The sequence below is a fragment of the Caballeronia sp. LjRoot34 genome (genome assembly GCF_964253815.1).
In the GTDB taxonomy this organism is placed as follows: domain Bacteria; phylum Pseudomonadota; class Gammaproteobacteria; order Burkholderiales; family Burkholderiaceae; genus Caballeronia.
Genome location: NZ_CAXUSB020000002.1, coordinates 551,226 through 574,816, shown reverse-complemented (window position 1 = coordinate 574,816; position 23,591 = coordinate 551,226). Strand labels below are relative to the sequence as shown.

Genomic DNA, 23,591 nt, shown 5'->3' with positions numbered 1-23,591 from the left:
ATGGACAAGCTACTCGCTTCATTTCAGAACGCCACGCAAGCCGGATTGCGGGACATCGCAACCGCGCTCGATCAATTTTCGTCTGGCGTCGCCGACGAGCTGGCGCGCGCAAAGCCGCGGGCGATCGCAGCTGCCGAGGACGACGAATCGCTGCCGCTCGACATCGCGTTGTTCGACAGCGCCCCGACCGTTGCCGTGCCGAAACACGCCAAGTTCGCGCCGCTGCTCGAAGTCGGCCATCGCTTTTTGATGACAGCCGAAGGTGTCTTTGTCGAGGTGCGGCGGCCGTGGCTGCACGTCATCCAGCGCTTATCTGCTCATGCCGGCGCAAGCCCGCGGCCGCCGTATGGCGACATTGAGCCGAAGATCGAACTGGCTTTCGGCCGACTCGGCGTCGCGCTTCCCTTCGTCCAAGCGTTCGCTGAGGAAGCGCGCAGCGCGCTGCCGAATGAGCACGCGGCGTGGATCGTATGGGATCACGACAAGCAAGAACTCGCGTACAAGGCGCTTCACGTGTCGGAAGCGACCCCGGGCGCGATCACGTTCGATCGGCCAGTGCTCGCGCCGAATGAGTCGCTTGCGATCGACATTCACAGTCACGGCGCTGGAATGGCTTACTTCAGTCCGCAAGACGACACGGATGACGCCGGCGAAGTGAAGATCTCCGCGGTGCTCGGCGGCCTCGATGCCGATGGCACACCGAGCGTCGCATTCCGCCTTTGCGTGCTCGGCATGTTCATTCCGTTGAAAGTGCCTGCAGCCGCAGTCTTCAAGGTTCCGGAGCCGGCATGACGCACATAACGCCCGCGCATTTCCTCGATCGACGCGTGAACATCGCGCTGATCGGGTGCGGCGGCAACGGCTCGCAGATGCTCACGGGCCTCGCGCGTCTCAATCACGCGCTTACCGCACTCGGGCATCCCGGGCTGCACGTGACGGCGTTCGACGGCGACACGGTCAGCGAGGCGAACATCGGTCGGCAGATGTTCAGTCCGGCCGACGTCGGCCAGTACAAGAGCGTCGTGCTTGTACACCGGCTGAACGCTTTCTTCGGCCTCGACTGGACTGCGCGGGCATCTCACGCGACGACGCAGGAAATGATCCACGTCGGGGCCGGCATCGCAATCATGTGCGTCGACAGTGCGGCTGCGCGCGCAAAGCTCGCGCGAGCGCTGCATCAAACATCAGGATATTTGATGGATCTCGGCAACCGGGCCAGCGATGGTCAGGTCGTTTTCGGCACGGCGCGCGATGTCGAGGGCACTGGCGCTCAGCTTCGCTGGCCATATGACGTTCTGCCCGAGCTGGTCGACGAGTGGGCGCCCGAGGATGACACGCCGAGTTGCGGACTAGCCGAAGCGCTCGAGCGCCAAGAGCTTTTCATCAATCAGGCGATCGTGACGCCGGCGCTCGGGATCCTGTGGGAGTTTTTCCGCCACGGCCGTCTCAGTTGGTGCGGAGCATTCGTGAACCTGAAAACCGGGCACGTGCGCCCGCTACCTGTGGATAACTCGAAATGAGTTTCGACTATATCCGGAAGTACTACGGTGTCCCGGCCGAACGCGGTCGAGCGGTTACCTGCTATGGCGAGCGCGGCGTAGTAGTCGGTGCGGACGGTCACTACCTGTGCGTCGTGATCGATAGCGACACGAGCGAGGAAGAGCGACGCTATCACCCCACCGACAAGGTCGTGTATGGAGAGATCGTTGATGTGCCGGCACTCCGCGAGTGGCGCTGCCTGGCGCCGTGGCGCGACGAATGGGAATACGAAGCGTGGTTCACCGTGACAGCCAGCACGCGTAGTAAGGCTCGCTACAAAGCGTTCCGCGACCTTTCCGACGTCAGCGACATGAGCGGTAAAGACCTGATTCGAATCCGCGTGAAAGCCGTGCCGAAGCTCAGGGAGCTGCCGCCGCTTGAATCCGCGTTCGAAGACATCGACCTGCCGTTCTAGGGGTGCGTGCAATGGAAGCATTCATGGATCTCGATCTGATCGGCGGCCACCACGCCGGACCGTTGTTCGTGCCTGTAAAGCGCCGCGCTCCGCTGATTGTTTCCGGCAAGACGGCCGGGCGCCGCCGGCGAATGCGTGAGCGGCGTGCGATGCCGCCGTGGGTGCGCTTGGCTGACATTCGCCCGTTCTATCGCGAAGCAAAGCGCCTTACGCGCGAAACGGGGGTGTTGCATGTCGTCGATCACATCGTGCCGCTTGACGGAAAGATCGTTTGCGGGCTGCACGCGCCGCACAATTTTCAGGTTATCCCATGGCGCGAGAACGCAATCAAAGGCTGGTTCTTCTGGCCCGGCATGCCGTTCGAACAAATGGAGCTTTTGTAAATGACCGCCGATCCACTAGGCCGCGCCGCTCACCGCGCGATAGATGCGTATTGCTCGTCCGCAAAACCAAGCGCGCAGCTTGAGCACGCCGTGTTTGAAACGGTCATGAGCCTGGTTGCAGCCCGATCCGGTCTAGTGGTGACGATGCGGGTTGGCGACGGACAGATAACACGAACAGGAGCAACGAAATGACCACCCCCTCACCGATCTCGGATCAAGCGGCAGGCGAGCCCTTTCAGCGCCGCGTTCAGCCTTGGATGCTGGCGTGCTTCGGATTGGAAATCGCAAACGATAGGATCGAGCGCAATCATCGATTCTTCGAGGAAGCAACTGAAGCTGTGCAGGCCAACGGCATGACGCGCAGCGAGGCGCATCAACTTGTCGACTACACGTTCGATCGTCCTATTGGCGAACTGCATCAGGAGATCGGCGGCGTAATGGTCACACTTGCAGCGCTGTGTCTAGCGAGCGACGAAGACATGCACGCTGCTGGCGAAACCGAGTTAGCGCGCATCTGGACAAAGGTCGAAAAGATCCGCGCCAAGCAAGCCGCCAAGCCCAAGCATTCGCCATTGCCCGAATCCACCGCTCCGACCACTGGAAGCGCGCCGGTAGCAATCATCCCACCAGAGTGGCTGGCATTAATGGAGGAGTGCGCGACCTTCCACGGGAAGATGGTAAAGGGGAATTGGCTATCTTCTGAAGCCAAGCGCTTGCTCGCCACCCGCGACGCCGCACCAAGCGGTGCGCCTATTACCCACCACGAGTTTGGCATCACGTCGACCGACTGCGCAGCGTTCGCTCGCCTGTACTCCACGATGGAGGACGGCGAAGGCTACGACGTGCCAAAAGAAAAAATGGAGCGCCTTGCGGATATTGGGCTTATCAGGAAGGTACGCGGAAGCGTGTACGAGTTCACTAAGTTCGGATTGGCGATGCAGGACAGTTTGATCGCTGCTAGTGCGCAGAGGGAAACGACATCATGAACAGGCGGTTGCGATTCCCTTGGCCGTTCGTCATCACCTTCGAGCACGACACAGGCAAACACGCGGTGTTTGGGCCGGAAGGCGATTGCCTCGAAGCTTGTGCATCACGCGACGAAGCCGAGGAGTTGGTTAGACGGGAAATAGAAATCGGCCGATGCAATGGAGACTTCGATGGTTGACGAACTCGAACAGATGACCCCGAATCAGCGGCGAGCCTTAAACAAGGCGCTTTCCGCCCTCGAAACCTTCGCAGCGATATGGGCCGCTGAGATTCGCCTTGGCGCTATGTCCGCGCGTATCGCCTCAGTGCCTAGCGAGGCTGAACGCGCCAAGCGCATCGAGGCAATGATCGAGCAAGGTTTCATCGAGGGCGCGTATCGCCACTACCTTGACCACAAGAACAAGTGCGACGAGCTGAAAGCAGCCCGCGCGACTGTGGAACAGAGCGCGCCGGAAGGTTGGAAGCTTGTCCCGATTGAGCCGACTTCTAACATGGTGATTGACGGATTCGAAGCAGTTTCCGAATTCAACGACACCGACGAATTTCATGCGATGAGTGGGTGTCAGCGTGCAGCAGCTTCCGCGAAAGTTTGCTACGCCGCAATGCTTTCGTCTGCACCACAAGCACCACAAAAGAATGCGGAACAGATCTCGGATAGCGCCGAACTCGAAGCATTGCGTGAATTGCAGCGTACGGTTGAGCATCAGATCGAACACGGAAACGGGACTCTGGCAATCGACGCCGCGCTTGAACGACTGCGGGCTATGGAGTCGCAACGAAGCGCGACCGTAATAACCGACGCCATACGGATCGACGCTCTTGAGGCAATGGCAAATCAGCCCGGCGGCGTCCTTCTGCATGACGGGAGTGAGAGAGGTCGCACCGGCCTTGGCCTGAGGCCTGGCGCACTGGTTCGAACTCTGCGTGAAGCAATCGACTCGGCGATCGAGTCGCAACGAAGCGGGGATGGATCGTGAAACGGTTGACGAAAGCCGAGCGAGCGACGATCCGGCAGATGTTCGATGGTCGGTGCGCATACTGCGGCGAGCCTTTGGCGGATCGCTGGCACGCAGACCACGTTGAGCCTGTCATGCGCGGGGTTGGTTCGTACTGGTCTGGGTTACCGGCTGCCAGGATGGAGAACCATCGCATCGACAACATGATGCCCGCCTGCGCGCCGTGCAACATCAGCAAGGCCACGTTCAGCATCGACCAGTGGCGATTGATCATTGCAGGACATGTCGCAGTGCTTGACCGGAACCAGCCTACCTATCGACTCGCCAAGAAATATGGGTTGATCTCAGAGACGAAAAAGCCGGTCGAGTTCTATTTCGAACGTATAGCTGCAATTGTTGAGTAACTCCCGCTACTAGCGGGGAGGGGGAGAGATGCGGGGCTTCATTTTAGTTTTCAACGGCCGTGCGATGCCCGAGACGTTCCGTTTTTCGCAAGAAGGCTGTAAGGGCATCACTGCGCTTTGGCGCGACGGGAAGACAGGCAAGTACCACGACTTTAAACATTGGCGCAATCAAGGTTTTCGAATCAAAGGCGCTTGGCTAGAAGTAGATGCGCAATGACGCAGCACATAGACGCGCTATTGCGCATCACAGCAACATATCTCGGGGTGAAGCATGGCGAGGTTGATACCAGTATCTGAGTGGGCCGTCGAGATGTTCGGCGAAAAGCATAGGCCACACGCCAACACCCTGCTTCGCTGGATCCATGGTGGGCGCATCCGTCCGCATCCAAAGAAGGTCGGGCGCACATACTTTGTCGAGCCAAGCGCTGAATATTTCGACGCTACAGCCGACTTGCTTGAGAGGATGCTTTGAACGCACGTAGACGACAGGCCGCGCGCCGTAGTTGGCCGACGAACCTCTACCAGAACACCAAGGGGTATTTCTGGTTTCGCAACCCAGAAAACGGAAAGACGGTAGGCCTAGGCTACGAGTTGGAGAAGGCGAAGCGTCAAGTAAAGCTGGCGAATCTAGAAATGGCGCGTCGGCGTGAAGATCGTGACCTGGTCGCCGCGACCAGCGAGAGCAAAAAAACACTGCGGTCATTCTGTAGCGACTATGAGAAAGACTACGCGTCGGAAGGCAAGAAAAACACACTGAACGCCATAAAGTCTTCGCTGAACGCTATACGCGCTGATGAGAGATCTGAGAAGGCACTTGATCAGTTCACGCCAAAGGACGCGGCCGACATGATAAAGGCTGCCGTGAAGGAGCGCGGACCGTGGAGCGCGAAGGTCATGCGGCGGCGCCTGGAGGATGTGTTCCGCGATGCTATTCAGCATGGCCTGATCAAAGTTGGACAGAATCCAGTTGCCTCCGTACTCAAGCCTAAGACTCGAGTGAAACGCGCACGGATGACCGAGGCAGACTTTGCTTTGTTCCTAAAGCATGCTGAAACACCGCTGCAAAACGCCATGATGCTTGCGCTTATCACCGGCCAGCGAATCAGTGATGTTCAGAAGATGCGCTTCGATGACGCTCGCGACGGCTTCCTATGGGTCGAGCAGAAGAAAGGCGGCAAACGCCTAAAGATTCCGTTAAGCGTAATGCTGAACGGCACCACGCTCGGGACGATCGTCGCGCGCTGCCGCGATCGCGCCGCCAGCCAGTATCTCGTCCATTTTTCGATCGAAGGTTTCCAGACAAAGCGTGGCGCGCAAGTTTCCCAAAAATCAATCGGGAATGCGCTGCGACGCGCGCGAGCCGCTTCGGAATACGTGCCTTCGGAAGGATTGGAGCCAACATCGTTCCACGAGATTCGATCTCTCTCCGCGCGCCTGCACAAAGAGCAAAACGGCGCCGACTTCGCACAAGCGATCCTTGGACACAGCACTGCCGCGATGACCGAACTCTACACCGACGTGCGAGGCCAACAGTGGATCGAGGTGAAAACCGGCACACATTGATTTGGAATAATTTTGGATCAACTTTGAACGCGTTCGCGGAGGCCCGTCAAATAAGGCGCTCATGACTTGGCTCATACCGAAGCGATACGGGCCCAGTTCCGTGATGGCGGCAGTGTTCGCCGGATACGCCCGCCGCAGCAGCGCTTGTACGCGTGCCCCGAACTCGGCGGAACGCACGGGATGAGTGACGAAGTCGTCGGCGCCCGCGGTCAGCGCACGCACCACGTTGCTCTCGCCGCCATCCGCCGAGACGAACATGACCGGCACGCGCTCGCCGATGCCCGAGCGCATCGACTTCAGGAGGTCGAGCCCGGACAAGCCGCTGGAATGCCAGTCGAGGATCAGCATGTCGACCGTGGAACGGGACAGCGCTTTCGACATCGACAAACCGTCGCTGAACGGAATGCAGACATGGTTGAGCCGTTCGATGATTCCGCCGACGACGAAGCGGTGCTGTGGATCGGATTGAAGAATTGCGATGCGCATGATAGCGAGACCCGTGAACCTGCAAACGGTGACTTCGAGACGTACTGAAATAACGTTATTGAAGACACCAAAGAGGGCCTCATGAGGCTCCACGAGACCGCTTTAGACGCGCGAATTCTGCAGAGCGGTACCGGGTTGATCCATCGGAAAACTCTTAATCTCGGTCGCCGGATCGTCACAAATGCTTTCAATATGTCTCGCGAAGTCACTGTTTGTGCCGACACGTAACGGAGTCAGGCATTTTCGAACAAGTGTTGCCCGGAAGCCATTTCAGGTGTTTTAAGCGGGTGCACAAGGGCGCACACGGCTCCCGAAAAGTCGTGCATGCATATTTCACGAATCACGGAAACGTCGGACGCTCCGGGTCGATAAGCTGGTCTCCATGAACTCGAACCTTATCTCCTCGCGCACCGGGCTGAGCACACGCCAGGCGCTGATCGTCACCACGGCCAGCATGGGTTTCGTGGTCTCTCAACTCGATGTCACCATCGTCAATGTGGCGCTTGCGAGCATCGGAGGCGATCTGCACGCGGGCGTGGCGGGCCTGCAATGGACCGTCGACGCCTACGCGCTCGCCTTCGCCGCGCTGATGCTCTCGGCAGGCGTGCTCGGCGACCGCTTCGGCGCACGACGCTTGTTCGTCGCGGGCCTGATGCTGTTCGGGGTGGCTTCCGCCGCTTGCGGCTTTGCAACGGACGCGACCCAACTGGTCGCTGCACGCGCATTGCAGGGCATAGGCGCGGCCGCGATGCTGCCCAACTCCCTGGTGCTGCTCAACCAGGCTTGCGGTCACGACGGCGGGCTGCGGGCGCGTGCCGTGGGCTTGTGGACGGCAGCGGGCGCAGTGGCTATTGCCGCCGGGCCGATCGTAGGCGGCCTGCTGATCGCCGCGTTCGGCTGGCGCAGCATTTTCTGGGTCAACGTGCCGTTATGCGCAGCAGGCATCGCGGCGACCTACGTGTGGATCGCCGATAAAAAGCCCGAGCAGCAAGCGCGCGGTATCGATTTGCCCGGGCAAGTGCTCGCGACCGTTGCGCTGACCGCCTTCGTCGGCGCGATGATCGAGCTCCGGCCGTTGGGGCTGACGCACCCGCTGGTGATCGGCGGCATTGCCGTGGCGCTTCTCGCGGCCGTGGGACTTGTGCTGGTCGAGCGGCGCGCGTCAGCGCCCATGCTGCCGCCTGCGCTGTTTCGGGACCCGACGTTTAATTCGGCCACCGTGTTTGGCATCTGCGTGAACCTCACATATTACGGCATGGTGTTCGTGCTGAGCCTGTACCTGCAGCGCGTGCTGGGCCATACACCTTTGGAAGCCGGGCTCGCATTCCTGCCGCTCACCGGGGGGTTCCTGTTATCGAATCTTGCGAGTGGCGTGGTCGTCGCGCGCTTCGGCTCGCGCTTGCCGATGATCGTTGGCGCATTGATCGATGCAACTGGTTTTGCCGCGCTCCTTTTCGTCAACGCGTCTACGCCCGTGGTTGCATTGCTGTTGCCCTTCTTGCTGATTCCGACGGGCATGGGACTCGCCGTCCCCGCGATGACAACCGCCGTATTGGGCACGGTTGCGCCCGATCGGGCGGGCACGGCGTCGGCGGTTCTGAACACGGCGCGGCAAGCGGCTGGCGCAATAGGCGTCGCCGCGTTCGGCGCGCTGGCGAGTCATTCGGCCATGGCGGAAAGCGCGCAGATCGTGATGGGCGTAAGGGTGTCGGCGGGGGTATCGGTGGCGTTGCTTTTATTCGCCGCAATCCTCGCATGGCGGGTGGTCGAGAGCAAACGGGCCAAGGGCAATAAGGAAGATAAGGCGACTGAGACGGTATCGGTTAAATGCGGTACGGGAACTCGCCATTGAGCATCATGCCGGCACGCTAAGGGCGACTGGACCACGCCGGGAACGCTCGTTGCGTCCGGTGTGACATATGCTTCTATATGCACTTGTCGTGCAACGCGCGGTCCGCAGGCCGCTAATGAGGAACTGGACATGTCCACGCCGCCGCCGGACCCGACCTACTTGCCGATCGAACCCGATCCCGACGAACTGCTCGACCCCGATTCACCACCGCCCCCGGACGACCCCGACTCACCCGATGGTCCGGATTCCGCGACGCCAGTGGTTCCGGCAGATCCGAACAACGGTACGCCGCGTCTTTGATTTTGCAGCTGCGGAACAGCCCAAAAAATACCCGCCTGCGTTCAGGCAGGCGGGTATTTCTCCTGGCCAATGCTGTACAAATTAAAGCGTCGTCGTCAGGATTTCGCCCGATGCGAGCGCTCGCTCGATAAGCCCTTCCTGCTGCGCCTTGCGCACGGCTTCGGCGACAAACGTTTCCGGCGCTTCGACTTCTGCTTTGATCGCGCCAATGATCCCCGACGCCTCGACGATGACCAATGACTTCGCCGAATCCGCCCGGCTGATGATGACGCGCTGCGGACTGCCGCCGTCTGCGATGCTTGCACAGAACTGCACCGACTTGCCGTCGATGGTTTGCTCGAAAGTTTGAATCATCGCTAGGGTTCGCCTGTAGTAAATGGGTATCGGGCCAAGCACGCATAAAACGTTCCGCACCCTGTTCGTCCCTGTTATCTATTGAGCATCCAGCGCGACGCAGGTTCAAAAAATGGCGATGAACCAAGGCGCGCCGCGATCCTGGTTGTCCGTCGAACACAATCATCTGAAGATTAGGCAAAGCTGTTTCGACCGCTACTCAGGCAGACCTTTTTGCCGTGCTCCTCCGACATCAGGAAAAAGATACCTCCGCTCCACCCTAAATCTGCTGGCCCGCTTGCCGTTAAGGTCTAGGACAGCTTCATTCAAACGAAGCATAAAAAATCAAGCGGAGAGAGCATGTTCGTCGTTATTGGCTGGGTCGTCGTCATCGGGTCGGTGATTGGCAGTTTTGTAGGCGTAGGCGGCCATCTGGTCGCACTGTTCCAGCCCTTCGAGCTGTTGTGCATCTTCGGCGGGGCAATGGGTGCGTTCGTCGTATCGAATCCGGTTACGACGCTCAAGAAGACCCTCAAGGTCCTCCCCAGCGCGTTCAAGGCGGGAGGCTACTCGAAGGAAAAGTACGTGCAGCTCATCGCGCTGCTGTACGAGCTGCTTCAGAAGGCGCGCAAGGAAGGCATGATGGCGCTCGAAGCCGACGTGGAAGCGCCGCAAAACAGTCCGACGTTCAAGAAGTACGAACACGTGCTGAACGATCACAATCTGCTGGAATTCATTGTCGACTACCTGCGCATGATGTCGAGCGGCAACATCAACGCGCTCGAGATGCAGGACCTGATGGACGAAGAACTCGAGACGCATCATGCGGAAACATCGCTGGCGGCCGATGCAATCCAGAAGATGGCCGACGGCCTGCCCGCGTTCGGCATTGTCGCGGCCGTGATGGGTGTCGTGCATACCATGGGCTCGGTGGGCGCCGCGCCCGCGATACTCGGCGAAATGATCGCGGGCGCGCTGGTCGGCACGTTCCTCGGCATCCTGCTCTCGTATGGTTTCTTTGGGCCGCTGGCCGATCTGCTGGCGGCAAAAGGACAGGCCGAAGCCAAGCCGTTCCAGTGCGTGAAGTCCGTGCTGCTCGCGTCGATGAACGGCTATGCACCGGCGATTGCCGTCGAGTTCGGGCGCAAGGTGCTGTTCACCGCGGATCGTCCGACCTTCAAGGAACTCGACGACGCCGTGCGCGCCACCAAGCAACCGAAGTCGGCGTGACGAGCCTGTCCTGCCCGGCGCACATTAGCCGCACCACGCAGATCACCAAGAGGTTCGCTCATGGCTGACATCCCCTCCCGCGAGCCCATGCAATCGGTGCTGGCGCCGACCGTTGTAGTGCGACGCAAGAGGAAGTCCAGGCATGCTGGCCATCATGGCGGTGCATGGAAGATCGCCTACGCGGATTTCGTGACGGCCATGATGGCGTTCTTCCTGCTCATGTGGCTGCTCGGCTCGACCTCGAAGTACGACAAGCAGGGTATTGAAGACTATTTCAACACGCCGCTTTCAGCGGTCTTCGGCGGCAAGGACGGCAGCGGCGCCGCACGCACGAGCGTGATCGAAGGCGGTGGACGCGATCTCTCCAGTTCACGGCCGGGAGAGGCGACCAAGAGCCAGCCCCAGCCGTTGCCGACGACGGCCCAACGTGCGGCCGAGAGCGCGAGCGCGACTGCGGCTGCCGCAGCCAAGGACGACGCGCAGCGCTTGCAGCAACTCAAGCAGAAGCTCAGCGCGTTGATCGAACACACGCCCGCATTGGCCGCGTACAAGGATCAGATTCGTATTGACATCACAAGCGAAGGATTGCGCATAGAGATCGTCGATTCACTCAAGCGGCCTATGTTCCCCTCAGGCAGCGCGAAGCTGGAATCGTACGTGGTGACCATCCTCTCGCAGATCGGCGCCTCGCTCAACGACGTGGATAACCGAGTGTCGATCGCCGGACACACGGACGCCGTGCCGTACTCGGGCGGTGAAGCAGGTTATTCGAACTGGGAGTTATCGAGCGAACGGGCGAACGCCGCACGCCGCGCGCTGATCGCCGGCGGCATGAACGAAGGCAAGATCCTGCAAGTGCGCGGACTAGCCAATGTATTGCCGCTCAACAAGGCAGTCGCCGACGAACCCACTAACCGGCGCATCAGCATCCTGGTTTTGAATAAGGCCGCCGAACAAACGTTCTTTGCGGACGGCGGGCGCACCGCCGTGGATGAGTCGCGGCCGGCCAGCTCGATGATCCCGGCAGCCGTCGGGGCACAGCCCGCAAGCGCTGTGATTCAGGCGGTAGTGGAGGAGCAACTGGCCAAGCCGCGTGCTGTGTCGGCAAGCGCCGGGCCAGCCTTAAAAAGCTAGCACGCTGCAGTGAGCGGCGGCGATCCGCCAGCCGCACTCCGTCTCCACCCACATGCGCGTGTAGCAAAGATTGGCCGAGAGCGGCACGCCGCCGAATTGGCCGCTTAGCGCCGCATGCGTGAGCGTCACGGCGCTCTTGTCGTACACGCGCACTGTCTGTTCCTTGATCTCCAGCCGCTCGATCCGCTGTATCCCGTAGCGATGCGCGTTCAGGTCGTCAGCCTTGCTCCACACCTTGCCTGTTGCGTCGACGAACGTGAGGTCGTCGGCGAGCAGCGTATCCAGCACATCCACGTCCGATGCGAGCATGGCGTCCCGCAAGCGCCCTTCCAGTTCCGCAATCACGCTCTCGGTCATCGCTTTGTCCCTGGTTTGAAGATGAGCCGCCAGCATAGCGCAACGACTGGCGAAAGCGCGCTTTCGCGCCCTCTTTCGATACCGGACCAAGCCGCTCGACGAGCAGCTTTGCATGGGTCGATTCGTTGGCTGATTTGTCGGCTAAGTGCTCGCCAAATAACCGGTCCAGAGGCTTGCCGGAAGTATTTTTTTCTCTGGCCGTAGCTTAAAAACAACTGTCATATACCTTACATATACATTCGCTAAAGTCCGCCCGTCGCGAGCTACGGACCGTCAGAGTCCGATGCCGTGCATCACTTGTTTGCATCAGTTACTTGAACCGCTTAGTTGCGTCACTTACTCACGTCACTTACTCACACCCACGCTTAGGGAGAACGTTTTGAACCGTAAAACACTGCTCGCCACTGCTGCAATGGCGGCATTCGCTGCATCGGCTACTTCCGCTCAGGCTCAAAGCAGCGTCACGCTGTACGGCCTTGTTGACGCCGGTATCAGCTATGTGAACCACAGCGCCGTCGGTACGACCGGCAGCTCGAAGAACTTCAAGTATGACGATGGCGTGGCGCAAGGCAGCCGTTGGGGCCTGCGCGGCGCTGAAGACCTGGGCGGTGGCCTGAAGGCGATCTTCACGTTGGAGAACGGCTTTAACAGCGGCAACGGCACGCTCGGCCAGGGCGGCGCGGAATTCGGCCGGCAAGCGTTCGTCGGGATTTCGAAGTCGGATGTCGGCTCGGTGACCCTCGGCCGGCAATACTCGTTCTCGACCGATTACCTCGGCGGTTCGTATTCCATCGGCGGCCAGACGGTTGCAGGCAACTATGCGTACCACATCAACGACGTCGACCAGCTCACGTCGAGCCGTATCAACAACGCGATCAAGTTCAGCAGCGCGAACTTCCACGGCGTGACGTTTGGTGGCTTGTACGGCTTCTCGAACCAGGCTGGCGCATTCTCGGGTTCGCCCACCACTACAACCGCCGGCGTCACGACGCAAGGTTCGTCGCGCGCTTATAGCTTCGGGGCGAACTACGCGACCGGCCCGTTCAGTATCGGCGCAGCTTACACGGACATCCACTACCCGGGTTCATCGACGCCGACGTTCAGCACCAGCATTGCGAACGTCTCGACGGGTGGTTCGAAGGATCTGCGCACGTTCGGTATTGGCGCCAGCTACAAGTTCGCTGCTGCCACGGTGTTCGGTCTGTGGACCAACACGCGCTTTGAGTCCATCACGGGCGCGACGTCGAAGTTCAACGTCTATGAAATCGGCGGCAAGTATGCATTCACGCCGGCCCTTACCGGCGGCCTCGGCTACACGTACATGAAGCTGACCGATGCGGCGACAGGCAAGTGGCAACAGGTCGATGCAAGCGTGGACTATGCGTTGAGCAAGCGTACCGATGTGTACGCGCTGGCTATCTATCAAGACGCGTCGGGTTCGAATGCGGGCACACCTGTGCAGGCTCAAATAGGTTCAAGCACGAGCTACTTCGGCAACTCGGGCAAGGGTACGACTAATCAGGTCGCTGCACGCGTGGGTATTCGCCACAAGTTCTAAAGCAGGCGTTTGACGACAAAACGGGCCACTGGGGTTACTTTTCCCCCAGCGGCCCGTTTTTCGTTTGATGCTCGTTCAGACGCTTCTCTCGAAGCGCCGTTGCTGCCTCAAAGCACCTTGTTCTTATCGAGCGACTTGCCCGTTGCGGCGTTATAGCGCTCGACATACTCCACCATCAGCTTGCGCATCGCACGGCCGATTGCCTTGTAGTCACTCTCGTTGAGGTTGGCGAGCGACACGCGGCCCGATGGGTGTTGCGTGCCGAAGCCACGTCCCGGCAAGAGCACCACGCGTGCTTCCTTCGCGAGCCGGAACAGCAGTTCGGAGGGCTCGGTGTTCTCGAAGAGCCACGTGACGAACTCCGGCCCATAGGCACGATTGCCAAGGAATTCGAGGTCGATGATGGTGTAGTAATCGACCTGGTTCACATCGCTGTCGTCAAACGAAATCCCTATCTCCCTGTACAACGCCTCTTTGCGGCCGCGAATCAGGCGCTTGAGCGCGTTCTTGTAAGCCTCAGGCGTATCCATCAGCGCGAAGAGCGAGAACAGCACCATCTGCACCTGCTGCGGCGTGGAGAGCCCTGCGGTGTGGTTCAGCGCGACGGTACGGCTGTCGGCCACCAGGCGGTCGATGAACTTCAGGTTCTCCGGTTCAGTGGTGATCGACTCATACCGCTCATGCAATTCCTTGCGCTGCTCCTTCGGCAGCTTGCGGATCAGTTCGTCGATCACGTTCTCGCGATGCATGGCGATCGTGCCGAGCCGCCAGCCAGTCGCGCCGAAGTACTTCGAATACGAATACACGAGGATGGTGTTCTTCGGACAGAGCGCGAACAGCGAGACGAAGTCATCGGCGAAGGTGCCGTATACGTCGTCGGTCAGCAGAATCAGGTCCGGCCGCTCTTTCACGATCTCCGCGATGTACTCCAGGCTCTCGGTATCCATCTTGACGGAAGGCGGATTGCTCGGATTCACGAGGAAGAACGCCTTCACCTTCGGATCGCGCAGCTTGTCGAGTTCCTTCTTCGAATATTGCCAGCCGAGTTCCACATCGGCGTCCAGGTTGACCACGTTCAACTGGTAATCGTTAAGCGTCGGGATTTCTATGTACGGCGTGAAGATGGGCGAGCCTAGCGCGATGGTGTCGCCTGGTTTGATCAGGTGATTCTCGCGCATCGTGTTGAAGATGTAGGTCATGGCGGCGGTGCCGCCTTCGGTCGCGAAGATATCGAAGTCGCCAACGAACGGGTGTTTGCCGATCATTTCTTTCTTCAGATACTGCGCAACAATCACCTCCGACAACTTCAGCATCCGGTCCGGCACCGGATAATTCGACGCGAGAATCCCCTCGCACATTTCGTACAGGAACTCGCCGCCGTCAAGACCAAGCTGGTCGCGCACATATGACAGCACGCCGCGCAGGAAGTCGATGCCGGCAACGCCTTTGTTGTCGCGTGCAAAAATTTCAAAGCGCTCTTCCAGTCCTTCGTGTTTCGGAAAGCCGCCCAACCCTTCAGGCATGTGCGCGAACGATCGTTCCGACTCGCGCATGGCAAAAAGGCCGAGTTGCCAGAAGCCGTGGCGCGGAATGGTGGCGAGGAAGTTCGGATTGCCCCGGCCTGCGTTCAGCATGGCCGCGTTGGCGGGACGCTCGACCGCGCCGCCGCCGGCGGCCTTGATCAATTCATCCTTGAGTTCGAACGGGCTGAGCGCCGCGATCTTGGATTGTTCCTGCGAGCCCGCCTTTGTAGATTTTGCCATCCAACACCTCCAGAAATGATCGACTGCTTGAAAGAACGACGTTCTCGGGTAAACGTCAGTCCCTTTGGGAGAAAAGCGGCAATGAATTTTCAGGTTTTGCGTCTTTGATTGCAGCCCGATTGCAGCTCATTAACCGGGCACTACACCACTCCTTTTCAACTGAACTTCGCAACAATTCCGCAAATCAATACACAGATTGTTTATGCATTATGATCACGATAATTTTGGGCAATGAAATAATCAAGATACCGTCCGCAGGCTTGCGAGTTAATAGTCTAGGGGAGAAAACTTCAAACGCAATCGCTTTATGTTTTCTCATGGGGCTTGCGCGCGATGGCCTTTGCTGGCAAAGGCCATCGCGCGCAAGCAATCAAACAGCGTTTAAAGCGCTTGATGCCCAAGCGTGCCTGATATTCGACCGTATTACCGATTGCAATGATGGACAGACTCGCGCATGAAGGAGATTACGTGTTGAACAGAAACATAACAGACTAATTAGCCGATTTGATCGGGTTGCTTAAAACCTTCCGAAAACCCCTGGTATATCCCGGATATCAGAACGCAAGTATTCGGGCACGCGCCGTGCGCCCAATGCCAATGCCGGATCGACAGCAATTTCGCAAGCCACTTAAACTGTCTGCAATCCGCCAGGCCAGGTGTCGCGCGACTGCTTCATCGTATTCAGACACGTCCTTGCTACCGTGCAGGCAAACCGAACCACACAACAGCGTCAAGCGCATGCCAACTCGAAACAAGAAGCCCGAACACACACCACCCCATCCATCCCGGACCGGCTTCGTGCGGGTGCGGGGCGCGCGCGAGCACAACCTGCGCAACATCGATGTCGACATTCCGCGCGACGCGCTCGTCGTCTTTACCGGCGTCTCGGGCTCGGGCAAGTCGTCGCTGGCCTTCGGCACGCTCTATGCCGAAGCGCAGCGCCGTTATTTCGAATCCGTGGCGCCCTATGCGCGTCGCCTCATCGATCAGGTCGGTGTTCCGGAAGTGGATTCCATCGAGGGCTTGCCGCCCGCTGTCGCTCTGCAGCAGCAACGCGGTACGCCCAACGCACGCTCGTCGGTGGGCAGCGTGACCACACTGTCCAGCCTCGTGCGCATGCTGTACTCGCGCACCGGTACCTACCCGGCGAAGCAACCTATGTTGTTCGCCGAGGATTTCTCGCCGAACACGGTACAAGGGGCGTGTCCCACGTGTCACGGTCTGGGGCGTGTCTATGAAGTGACCGAGCAATCGATGGTCCCCGACGACTCGCTGACTATCCGCGAGCGCGCAATCGCTGCGTGGCCGCCGGCGTGGCATGGTCAGAACCTGCGCGACATCCTGGTCACGCTGGGGTTTGATGTCGATACGCCGTGGCGCGACTTGCCGAAGAAAGACCGCGACTGGATCCTGTTCACGGACGAGACGCCGACCGTTCCCGTGTATGCCGGCATGACGCCGAAAGAGACGCGCGCGGCGCTCAAGCGCCACGCGGAACCGAGCTACCAGGGCACGTTTACAGGCGCGCGACGATATGTGCTGCACACCTTCGCCAATACGCAAAGCGCATTGATGAAGAAGCGCGTGTCGCGTTTCATGGTGAGCAGCGCGTGTCCGTCGTGCCATGGCAAGCGATTGAAGCCCGAGGCGCTGTCCGTGACATTCGCGGGACTTGATATAGGCGAGTTATCGCAGATGCCGCTTGCCCGTGTTGCCGATGTATTGCGCCCTGTTGCTCGCGGTGAGGCGCCAGGGGGCGCAACTATATCGGCATCCGCCGGTGAAATATTGAGCAAAGACGAGATGCGCGCAGCCGTCGCACAACGGGTCGCATCCGGCGGATCGGAACACAAGGCCTCTCCCGATATCAGACGGACTACGAATCAATCCAGGGAGAAGCAGGTTGCGGCGCAACGGATTGCGAGCGAGTTGCTCGAACGCCTGACCACGCTGATCGATCTCGGCCTGGGTTATCTGGCGCTGGATCGGGGCACGCCGACTTTATCGTCGGGCGAGTTGCAGCGGCTGCGGCTTGCGACGCAGCTCGCATCGCAGTTGTTCGGCGTGATCTATGTCCTCGATGAACCCTCCGCCGGTCTTCACCCCGCCGACGGCGAAGCGTTGTTCAGCGCGTTACTGCGCCTGAAGGCCGCAGGCAATTCACTGTTCGTGGTCGAGCATGATCTGGAGATGATGCGCCGGGCGGACTGGCTGGTGGATGTGGGTCCGGCCGCGGGCGCGGCAGGCGGCCAGATCGTATATAGCGGGCCACCGGCGGGATTGGCGGACATCGAGGAATCACAAACGCGGCTGCATCTGTTTGGCGATTACCGGCCAACCCCGCGTTCGAAACGCACGCCGACCGCCTGGTTGCGGCTTGAGAAGGTGACGCGTAACAACTTGCACGACCTGGAGATCGCTTTTCCGCTCGGCTGCTTCACGACCGTCACGGGTATCTCGGGCTCGGGCAAATCAAGCCTTGTCAGTCAGGCGCTGCCGGAATTGGTCGCGGACCGGCTTGGCCGGCCGATCACAGCAGAAACGGATGAAGAGCGCGATCCGTTGCTGGATGTCGAGGACATTCCGACCGGTGGCGAAATAACGGCCGGCATGGAGCGAATCCGGCGACTGGTACGGGTCGACCAGAAGCCGATCGGGCGCACGCCGCGTTCGAACCTAGCGACCTACACCGGCCTCTTCGATCACGTGCGCAAATTGTTCGCGGAGACGCCTACAGCGCGCCAACGCCGCTATGACGCGGGCCGGTTCTCGTTCAACGTTGCGAAGGGCCGCTGCCCGACGTGCGAGGGAGAAGGATTCGTGAGTGTCGAATTGCTGTTCATGCCGAGCGTATATGCACCGTGTTCAACGTGCGAAGGAACGCGCTACAACCCGGAAACGCTGGAGATCGAATGGAAGGAAAAGAACATTGCGGACGTGCTGCAGATGACCGTGGACACTGCATGTGCATTCTTTGTCGAAGAACCGCAGATCATGCGCGCGCTCACCGTGCTAAAGGACATTGGACTGGGTTATCTGCGCCTGGGTCAACCGGCCACCGAACTGTCCGGCGGCGAGGCGCAGCGGATCAAGCTGGCGACCGAACTTCAGCGAGCGCAGCGGGGCGAGACCCTTTACATCCTGGATGAACCCACGACCGGACTGCATTCCACGGACAGCGACCGCTTGTTGATTCAATTGCAGGGTCTGGTCGATGCGGGCAACACAGTGATCGTGGTAGAGCACGACATGCGCGTGGCGGCCCAAAGCGACTGGGTCATCGACATGGGACCGGGCGCAGGAGAGGAAGGCGGAAAGATGGTGGTCAGCGGCACGCCGGAAGACGTAGTGAAGCGGGGGAAAACCAGCAGCTATACGTCGAGGTATCTAAAGGCCTGCCTGCCCTGAGGTTTCGACTGAGCAAGTGAGCGAAAGCCTGGAAACAAAACAGCCGGTGACTCCCTATGGAGCCACCGACTGCTGTACACCAAAACCGGAACGCTTAGTCCACTTAGTCCATCGTCTCGAGCGTCGGATAGTCCGTGTACCCTTCAGTGCCGCGAGCATAGAACGTCTCGGGGATGGGCGCATTCAACGCGGCGTCGCTTTCGAAGCGTTTCACGAGATCCGGGTTGGCGATGAACAACTGCCCCCACGCGACGGCGTCGGCGTCACCCCGGTCGAGCGCTGCCTGAGCGCTTTCCTTGGTGAACTTCTCGTTGGCAATATAAACGCCGCCAAAGGCTCGCTTCAACTGCGGTCCGATCGAGTCTTCGCCAACGCGTTCACGTGCTGCGATGAAAGCGATCTTGCGCTTGCCCAACTCACGTGCCACGTAACCGAAGGTGGCGGCGCGATCGCTGTCGCCCATGGTGTGCGAATCGGCGCGTGGTGCGAGATGCATGCCAACCCGGTCAGCGCCCCACACTTCAATGCACGCGTCGACCACTTCGAGCATCAGGCGTGCGCGATTTTCAATCGGGCCGCCGTAGATGTCCGTGCGTTTGTTCGTGCTGTCCTGCAGGAACTGGTCGAGCAGATAACCGTTCGCGCCGTGCACCTCAACGCCGTCGAAACCGGCAAGCTTCGCGTTCTCGGCACCCTTGCGGAACGCCGCAACCACCCCTTGGATCTCGTCGAGTTCGAGCGCGCGCGGCGTCACATATTCGCGCTGCGGACGCACCAGGCTCACATGGCCTTGCGCCGCAATCGCGCTAGGCGCCACCGGCAAGTCACCGTTGAGGAAGATCGGGTCCGAGATCCGGCCGACGTGCCACAGTTGCAGCAGGATCGTGCCGCCTGCGTCGTGGACCGCCTTCGTCACGAGCTTCCAGCCTTCAACCTGCTCGTCCGACCAGATCCCCGGCGTTTCGGCGTAACCCACGCCTTGGGGCGTAACCGACGTCGCTTCGCTCAGGATCATGCCGGCTGCGGCACGATCGGCATAGTACTGCGCCATCAACGCGTTGGGCACACGTTCAACACCTGCGCGCTGACGCGTGAGCGGCGCCATGATGATGCGGTTACGAAGATTAAAGGCACCGGCCTTGAGCGGGTCGAAAAGATTTGGCATTTTGAAAGTATTCCTAAATAGGGTGGAATGATATCCGGCAACCAGAACACGGGGGACCAAGTTGAATGCGTCAAAGGCCGTTGCGAAGCTGATCGAGAAACGCCTGAATGACCGCTTCGTCGCGCTTGAAAAATATCCACTGCCCAACCCGCCTGGAGGTCACCAGGCCCGCTTTGTGAAGCGTGGCCAGGTGAGCCGACACCGTGGATTGAGACATATCGCAACGTGCGTCGATCTGCCCGGCGCACACGCCATTCGCGAGCGGAAACTCCTGCTCGGGGAAGTAGGCTTCGGGCTCCTTGAGCCACACGAGAATCTCGCGGCGGACCGGGTTAGCCAGGGCCTTGTGAATGGCGTCGATATCCATGGAAAAACGGCTTAAGTAGAATCGCGATGAAACGAAGTATATTTCGTAAAAATCCGATATACAAGCAATCCAGTATAGCCGATAGGGGTAATCCCGAATCTCGCCGCTTGGCCGTTCCCCGTCAGGTCGTTTTGCGCGTATAACGCAACCAGACGGCGTCGTGAGCGACCTGCTCAACTGATGTAAGGGCCAGATACGCGGGACTTTTCCATGCGTCCATCGCCACCTCGAATGAGGACGGATGTTCGCTGCGGCCGTCCACGAGCGGCATGATCAGCACGCTTACTTCATCCACCAGACCGGCATTCACAAACGCACCGCTCACGTGCGAGCCACCTTCCACGATCAGCTTCTTCACACCCAGCTCGCGTTCAAGCGTATTGACTACTGCAGCCAGATCGATGTCGGTCTTGCCACCGAAAACGTATGACACACCAATCGACTGAAGATAGGCGATGAAGTCGTCGGAGACCTGTTCCGTCACCACTTCCACCACGTGCGACTTCAACGCGGTATTCGATTTCCATTCAACCAGTCCCTTCGGGTCGATGGAAATGGCGTACTGGTCCGCGCCGCGTTCGGCGAAGTGATTCGTGCGAGGAACCGGCTGCTTCGCGAGGCCCTTCGGATAACCCTCTCCGTGGGCGATTTCCTGCATCGTAACGCGGCCGCAAATCCAGCCGTCGGCTTCAAAGGTGCCGGCCGTGTTCTCGTAGAGATCGGACGCAAAGTCGAGATGCCAGCCGTCGGTGAGACTGCGGCCATCGACGGAAGACATCATGTGGCAAACGATATAGGGCTTCATGGGCGTTGGTTTGGACGTTGGGGGAACCGAGCAATGCAGCAAGTAGTGTTCCGCGCCACCTGCCGAAAAAAGCAGGACGGAACCTTCCTGAAAGCCAGAACACGCTGGCGCCGAAGAGATGCTTGTGGTTTCATTCGTCCTTTGGATCGCACGGACAACGCGCCGCCATTCATGGACCTGAAGCAGATTCACTATTTCATCGCGCTGTTCGAAGACGGCTCGGTCACGCGCGCGGCGAAGCGGCTCAACATTGTGCAGCCGGCGCTCAGCATGCAGATATCGAAGCTTGAAGCAGAGCTTCACCAGCCGTTGTTCGAGCGCGGACCGCATGGCATGACGCCGACCGAAGCCGCGCGCCTGATGTATCGGCTATACGTACCGATCATTCGCGATATCGAACACGCCCGCGAGCAACTCAGCCGCAGCGACGTGATCGTCACCGGGCGCGTGGCGCTCGGCATGGTGTCGTCCGAAGCGGAGAGCGTGCTGCCCGAATCGCTCGCGACCTTCAACGCGCTGTTTCCGCAAATGGAAGTGTCGGTGGCGGACGGCTTCAGCGCGCAATTGATCGATGCGGTCGAGGCCGGGCGCCTGGATGCCGCGGTCATCAACAAGCCGCGCGGGCGCCTGTCACTCGACACGCGTTCCTTGCTCGACGAAGAGATGGTGCTGGTCACCAGCGCCACTCATGGACGGCCGATGCCCGAGGCCATCGACCTGGCTGAACTCGGTGATCTGGAACTCGTGCTGCCCACCCGCCGCAACGGCCTGCGCGGCGTGCTGGATGCTGCGCTTCTCAACGCGGATATAGTCATCCAGCCGAAGTTTGAAATCGATCTGCTGAATACAATCGTGCAGTTCGTCGAACAGAGCAACGTGGCCACCATCCTGCCGCGCGTCGTCGTCCAGCGGAAAGTGGACGACGGTCTGCTGCGCGCTTACCGCATTGCGTCGCCGGGGATCGTGCGGCATATCGTGTGCGTGAGTCATCCGAAGCGGCCAATCGGCGCCGCGACGAACGCGCTCATTGAAATCATCACCGACAACATCCGCCGCGTGACCACGACCGCCACATCCGCTTGATTCGGGGGCGGGCTCGAAAACGTCAGCCCACCTGCGCCGAACGATTCTCGAGCTTGCCCAGTGTCTCCGGCACGATGAACGCACCGCCAAGAAAGATCACGCTGATCACGCCGACGAAAATCGCCAGCGTCATCGGCAATTCGCCCGGGTCCTTCGCCACCAGCGAGACGGCGGTGGGCATCATGCCGCCGATCGCAAAGCCGATATTCCAGGACAGCCCCGTTCCGGTTGCACGGATGGCGGTCGGGAAGCGCTCGTTCAGGAAGATCAGGATAGGCGCATACCCCGCGCTGCCGAGTGCGCTCAACACGACCGCATAGACACAGATCATCGTGATGCTTTGTGCGGTGGGCAACAGCAGGAACAGCGCGGGCAGCGCGACCAGGCGCACCAGTCCGAGCCAGATAAACGCCCCCTTGCGGCCGATGAACGTGCTCAGGTGCCCCGCCGCCACCGACGCGATGAGTACCCCAACGCTCGCAATCATCAGGATGCCAGCGGCCGCGCCGTTAGGCACGTGGCTGACCACTTTGAGGAAAGTCGGCAGGTAACCCGAGGTCAGGTAATAACCGCTGCCGCCACCGATCGTGAGCAGCAGGTTGACGAACAGAATGCCGCGATAGTCCCGCGAAAACAGTGTCTTGATCGGCGACCGGATGATTTCCACCGGCGCGGAGATGTCGCGTGCCGCAGCCTTTGCGGCCTTCTCCTCCGCCAGCTTTTTCCACAACGGCGACTCTTCGAGGCTATTGAACACGAACAGCCCAAGCGCTGAACTGATAATCCCGGTGAAGAACATGCAACGCCAGCCCCAGACGTCGAAGAGCTCACCCGGAAAGATCGACGACATGGTCAGGTAGACGATAGAAGCGAGCAAGGCGCCCAGGCCCGCACCGCCGCCGCCGATCAGCCCGGACACCGCGCCGCGATACTTCGGCGCAACCGATTCCGTGCCGATGGTATGCGTGGACGCTACCACGCCGCCCACGAACACGCCCTGCACCAGGCGCAGTGCGAGGAACAGGATTGGCGCTGCCAGGCCGACTTGCGCAACGGTAGGCAGGATACCGAAAAGAGCCGTCGATATCCCCACGCCAACGACCGCGAGAATCATCGCGCCCTTGCGGCCGTGCCGGTCCGCGTAGGAACCGAACCACGCGGAGCCGAGCGGGCGCATCAGCAGGGTCACGGCGAATGACGCATAGACCGCAGCCAGCGAAAGCATCGCATGTTGGGACGGAAAGAACAGCCGGCCAACCACGGGAGCCACATATAACAGCACGAACAGATCGAATAGATCGAGTGCCCAGCCCAGGCATGAGGCCACGACTGCGCCCATCACCTGTCGCGTGTTTACTTCGGGCATGGCGGCGCTTTCCTGTGCTGCTACGGACATGTTATCTCCTTGAAGGTCGCGGTGCCCTCTCTCGAATGGCACCGTGTTTTTGGCACATCGAACTGTCGTGCTCTCGTTGGCGTTTACGAAATCGTCGGGTGTATTGA

Annotated in this window: 24 protein-coding genes and 1 pseudogene; 17 read left to right on the top strand and 8 right to left on the bottom strand. The window is 59.9% G+C overall.

Annotated elements, in window-relative coordinates; genetic code table 11:
* From ACSQ36_RS22065 to ACSQ36_RS22020, 10 genes are all read left to right on the top strand, one after another.
* Complete coding sequence (locus ACSQ36_RS22065; protein ID WP_436183568.1) at nucleotides 1-792, top strand: PRTRC system protein A; 792 nt, start codon at nucleotides 1-3, stop codon at nucleotides 790-792.
* Nucleotides 789-1,520, top strand: coding sequence for a PRTRC system ThiF family protein (locus ACSQ36_RS22060; protein ID WP_436183567.1), 732 nt, complete (start codon nucleotides 789-791; stop codon nucleotides 1,518-1,520). The genes ACSQ36_RS22065 and ACSQ36_RS22060 overlap by 4 nt, the downstream gene beginning before the upstream one ends.
* Nucleotides 1,517-1,954 (top strand): hypothetical protein, encoded by a 438-nt coding sequence (locus ACSQ36_RS22055; RefSeq protein WP_436183566.1) that lies wholly within the window; start codon nucleotides 1,517-1,519, stop codon nucleotides 1,952-1,954. The genes ACSQ36_RS22060 and ACSQ36_RS22055 overlap by 4 nt, the downstream gene beginning before the upstream one ends.
* An 11-nt stretch (nucleotides 1,955-1,965) precedes the next feature.
* Nucleotides 1,966-2,337, top strand: coding sequence for a hypothetical protein (locus ACSQ36_RS22050; RefSeq protein WP_436183565.1), 372 nt, complete (start codon nucleotides 1,966-1,968; stop codon nucleotides 2,335-2,337).
* A gap of 188 nt (nucleotides 2,338-2,525) precedes the next feature.
* Nucleotides 2,526-3,323 carry a hypothetical protein gene (locus ACSQ36_RS22045; protein ID WP_436183564.1) on the top strand — a complete coding sequence of 266 codons (798 nt, stop codon included), beginning with the start codon at nucleotides 2,526-2,528 and terminating at the stop codon, nucleotides 3,321-3,323.
* Between the two features lie 171 nt (nucleotides 3,324-3,494).
* Complete coding sequence (locus ACSQ36_RS22040; RefSeq protein ID WP_436183563.1) at nucleotides 3,495-4,301, top strand: hypothetical protein; 807 nt, start codon at nucleotides 3,495-3,497, stop codon at nucleotides 4,299-4,301.
* A 38-nt stretch (nucleotides 4,302-4,339) separates the two neighbouring features.
* A complete protein-coding gene (locus ACSQ36_RS22035) occupies nucleotides 4,340-4,684 on the top strand; it encodes an HNH endonuclease (protein ID WP_436184915.1) in 345 nt (114 codons plus the stop codon).
* A 28-nt stretch (nucleotides 4,685-4,712) separates the two neighbouring features.
* Nucleotides 4,713-4,901: a hypothetical protein gene (locus tag ACSQ36_RS22030; protein ID WP_436183562.1), complete on the top strand. Its 189-nt coding sequence runs from the start codon at nucleotides 4,713-4,715 to the stop codon at nucleotides 4,899-4,901.
* A gap of 54 nt (nucleotides 4,902-4,955) precedes the next feature.
* The gene (locus tag ACSQ36_RS22025) at nucleotides 4,956-5,156 is read left to right on the top strand and encodes an excisionase (protein ID WP_436183561.1); all 201 of its coding nucleotides are present in this window, start codon (nucleotides 4,956-4,958) and stop codon (nucleotides 5,154-5,156) included.
* On the top strand, nucleotides 5,153-6,247 hold the full coding sequence (locus ACSQ36_RS22020) for a tyrosine-type recombinase/integrase (RefSeq protein ID WP_436183560.1): 1,095 nt from the start codon (nucleotides 5,153-5,155) through the stop codon (nucleotides 6,245-6,247). The genes ACSQ36_RS22025 and ACSQ36_RS22020 overlap by 4 nt, the downstream gene beginning before the upstream one ends.
* Before the next feature lie 207 nt (nucleotides 6,248-6,454).
* On the opposite strand, the pseudogene ACSQ36_RS22015 reads toward ACSQ36_RS22020, so the two are convergent.
* Nucleotides 6,455-6,733 (bottom strand): annotated as a pseudogene (locus ACSQ36_RS22015) (response regulator); the annotation flags it as partial.
* Nucleotides 6,734-7,115: 382 nt separating this feature from the next.
* Here ACSQ36_RS22015 and ACSQ36_RS22010 point away from each other — a divergent pair.
* Together ACSQ36_RS22010 and ACSQ36_RS22005 are read left to right on the top strand one after the other, a co-directional pair.
* Nucleotides 7,116-8,585 (top strand): MFS transporter, encoded by a 1,470-nt coding sequence (locus ACSQ36_RS22010; RefSeq protein WP_436183559.1) that lies wholly within the window; start codon nucleotides 7,116-7,118, stop codon nucleotides 8,583-8,585.
* A 129-nt stretch (nucleotides 8,586-8,714) separates the two neighbouring features.
* Complete coding sequence (locus ACSQ36_RS22005; protein ID WP_213762302.1) at nucleotides 8,715-8,885, top strand: hypothetical protein; 171 nt, start codon at nucleotides 8,715-8,717, stop codon at nucleotides 8,883-8,885.
* Nucleotides 8,886-8,966: 81 nt separating this feature from the next.
* Here ACSQ36_RS22005 and ACSQ36_RS22000 read toward each other — a convergent pair whose 3' ends face one another.
* Nucleotides 8,967-9,239, bottom strand: a complete 273-nt coding sequence (locus tag ACSQ36_RS22000; protein ID WP_158936157.1) for a hypothetical protein — start codon at nucleotides 9,237-9,239, stop codon at nucleotides 8,967-8,969.
* 339 nt (nucleotides 9,240-9,578) lie between these two features.
* On the opposite strand from ACSQ36_RS22000, the gene motA reads away from it, so the two are divergent.
* A complete protein-coding gene (gene motA, locus ACSQ36_RS21995) occupies nucleotides 9,579-10,448 on the top strand; it encodes a flagellar motor stator protein MotA (protein ID WP_213761933.1) in 870 nt (289 codons plus the stop codon).
* Between the two features lie 60 nt (nucleotides 10,449-10,508).
* Nucleotides 10,509-11,582: a flagellar motor protein MotB gene (gene motB / locus ACSQ36_RS21990; RefSeq protein ID WP_436183558.1), complete on the top strand. Its 1,074-nt coding sequence runs from the start codon at nucleotides 10,509-10,511 to the stop codon at nucleotides 11,580-11,582.
* On the opposite strand, the gene ACSQ36_RS21985 is transcribed toward motB, so the two are convergent.
* A complete protein-coding gene (locus tag ACSQ36_RS21985) occupies nucleotides 11,571-11,939 on the bottom strand; it encodes a nuclear transport factor 2 family protein (RefSeq protein ID WP_436183557.1) in 369 nt (122 codons plus the stop codon). The genes motB and ACSQ36_RS21985 overlap by 12 nt on opposite strands.
* A gap of 379 nt (nucleotides 11,940-12,318) precedes the next feature.
* Here ACSQ36_RS21985 and ACSQ36_RS21980 point away from each other — a divergent pair, with 379 nt between their 5' ends.
* Nucleotides 12,319-13,497 (top strand): porin, encoded by a 1,179-nt coding sequence (locus ACSQ36_RS21980; protein WP_436183556.1) that lies wholly within the window; start codon nucleotides 12,319-12,321, stop codon nucleotides 13,495-13,497.
* A 107-nt stretch (nucleotides 13,498-13,604) separates the two neighbouring features.
* Here ACSQ36_RS21980 and ACSQ36_RS21975 read toward each other — a convergent pair whose 3' ends face one another.
* A complete protein-coding gene (locus tag ACSQ36_RS21975; protein ID WP_213761929.1) occupies nucleotides 13,605-15,260 on the bottom strand; it encodes a bifunctional aspartate transaminase/aspartate 4-decarboxylase in 1,656 nt (551 codons plus the stop codon).
* Nucleotides 15,261-15,998: 738 nt separating this feature from the next.
* Here ACSQ36_RS21975 and ACSQ36_RS21970 point away from each other — a divergent pair.
* Entirely contained in the window at nucleotides 15,999-18,668 is a 2,670-nt protein-coding gene (locus tag ACSQ36_RS21970; RefSeq protein ID WP_436183555.1) for an excinuclease ABC subunit A, read from the top strand.
* 103 nt (nucleotides 18,669-18,771) lie between these two features.
* Here the strand turns inward: ACSQ36_RS21970 and ACSQ36_RS21965 are convergent, their stop codons facing one another.
* From ACSQ36_RS21965 to ACSQ36_RS21955, 3 genes are all read right to left on the bottom strand, one after another.
* Nucleotides 18,772-19,833 carry an alkene reductase gene (locus ACSQ36_RS21965; RefSeq protein ID WP_213761927.1) on the bottom strand — a complete coding sequence of 354 codons (1,062 nt, stop codon included), beginning with the start codon at nucleotides 19,831-19,833 and terminating at the stop codon, nucleotides 18,772-18,774.
* Between the two features lie 70 nt (nucleotides 19,834-19,903).
* A complete protein-coding gene (locus ACSQ36_RS21960) occupies nucleotides 19,904-20,200 on the bottom strand; it encodes an ArsR/SmtB family transcription factor (protein WP_213761926.1) in 297 nt (98 codons plus the stop codon).
* 121 nt (nucleotides 20,201-20,321) lie between these two features.
* A complete protein-coding gene (locus ACSQ36_RS21955; protein ID WP_436183554.1) occupies nucleotides 20,322-21,005 on the bottom strand; it encodes a dihydrofolate reductase family protein in 684 nt (227 codons plus the stop codon).
* A gap of 171 nt (nucleotides 21,006-21,176) precedes the next feature.
* On the opposite strand from ACSQ36_RS21955, the gene ACSQ36_RS21950 reads away from it, so the two are divergent.
* Complete coding sequence (locus ACSQ36_RS21950) at nucleotides 21,177-22,088, top strand: LysR family transcriptional regulator (RefSeq protein WP_213761924.1); 912 nt, start codon at nucleotides 21,177-21,179, stop codon at nucleotides 22,086-22,088.
* Between the two features lie 22 nt (nucleotides 22,089-22,110).
* Here the strand turns inward: ACSQ36_RS21950 and ACSQ36_RS21945 are convergent, their stop codons facing one another.
* Complete coding sequence (locus ACSQ36_RS21945) at nucleotides 22,111-23,484, bottom strand: MFS transporter (RefSeq protein WP_436183553.1); 1,374 nt, start codon at nucleotides 23,482-23,484, stop codon at nucleotides 22,111-22,113.
* Nucleotides 23,485-23,591 lie beyond the last annotated feature (107 nt).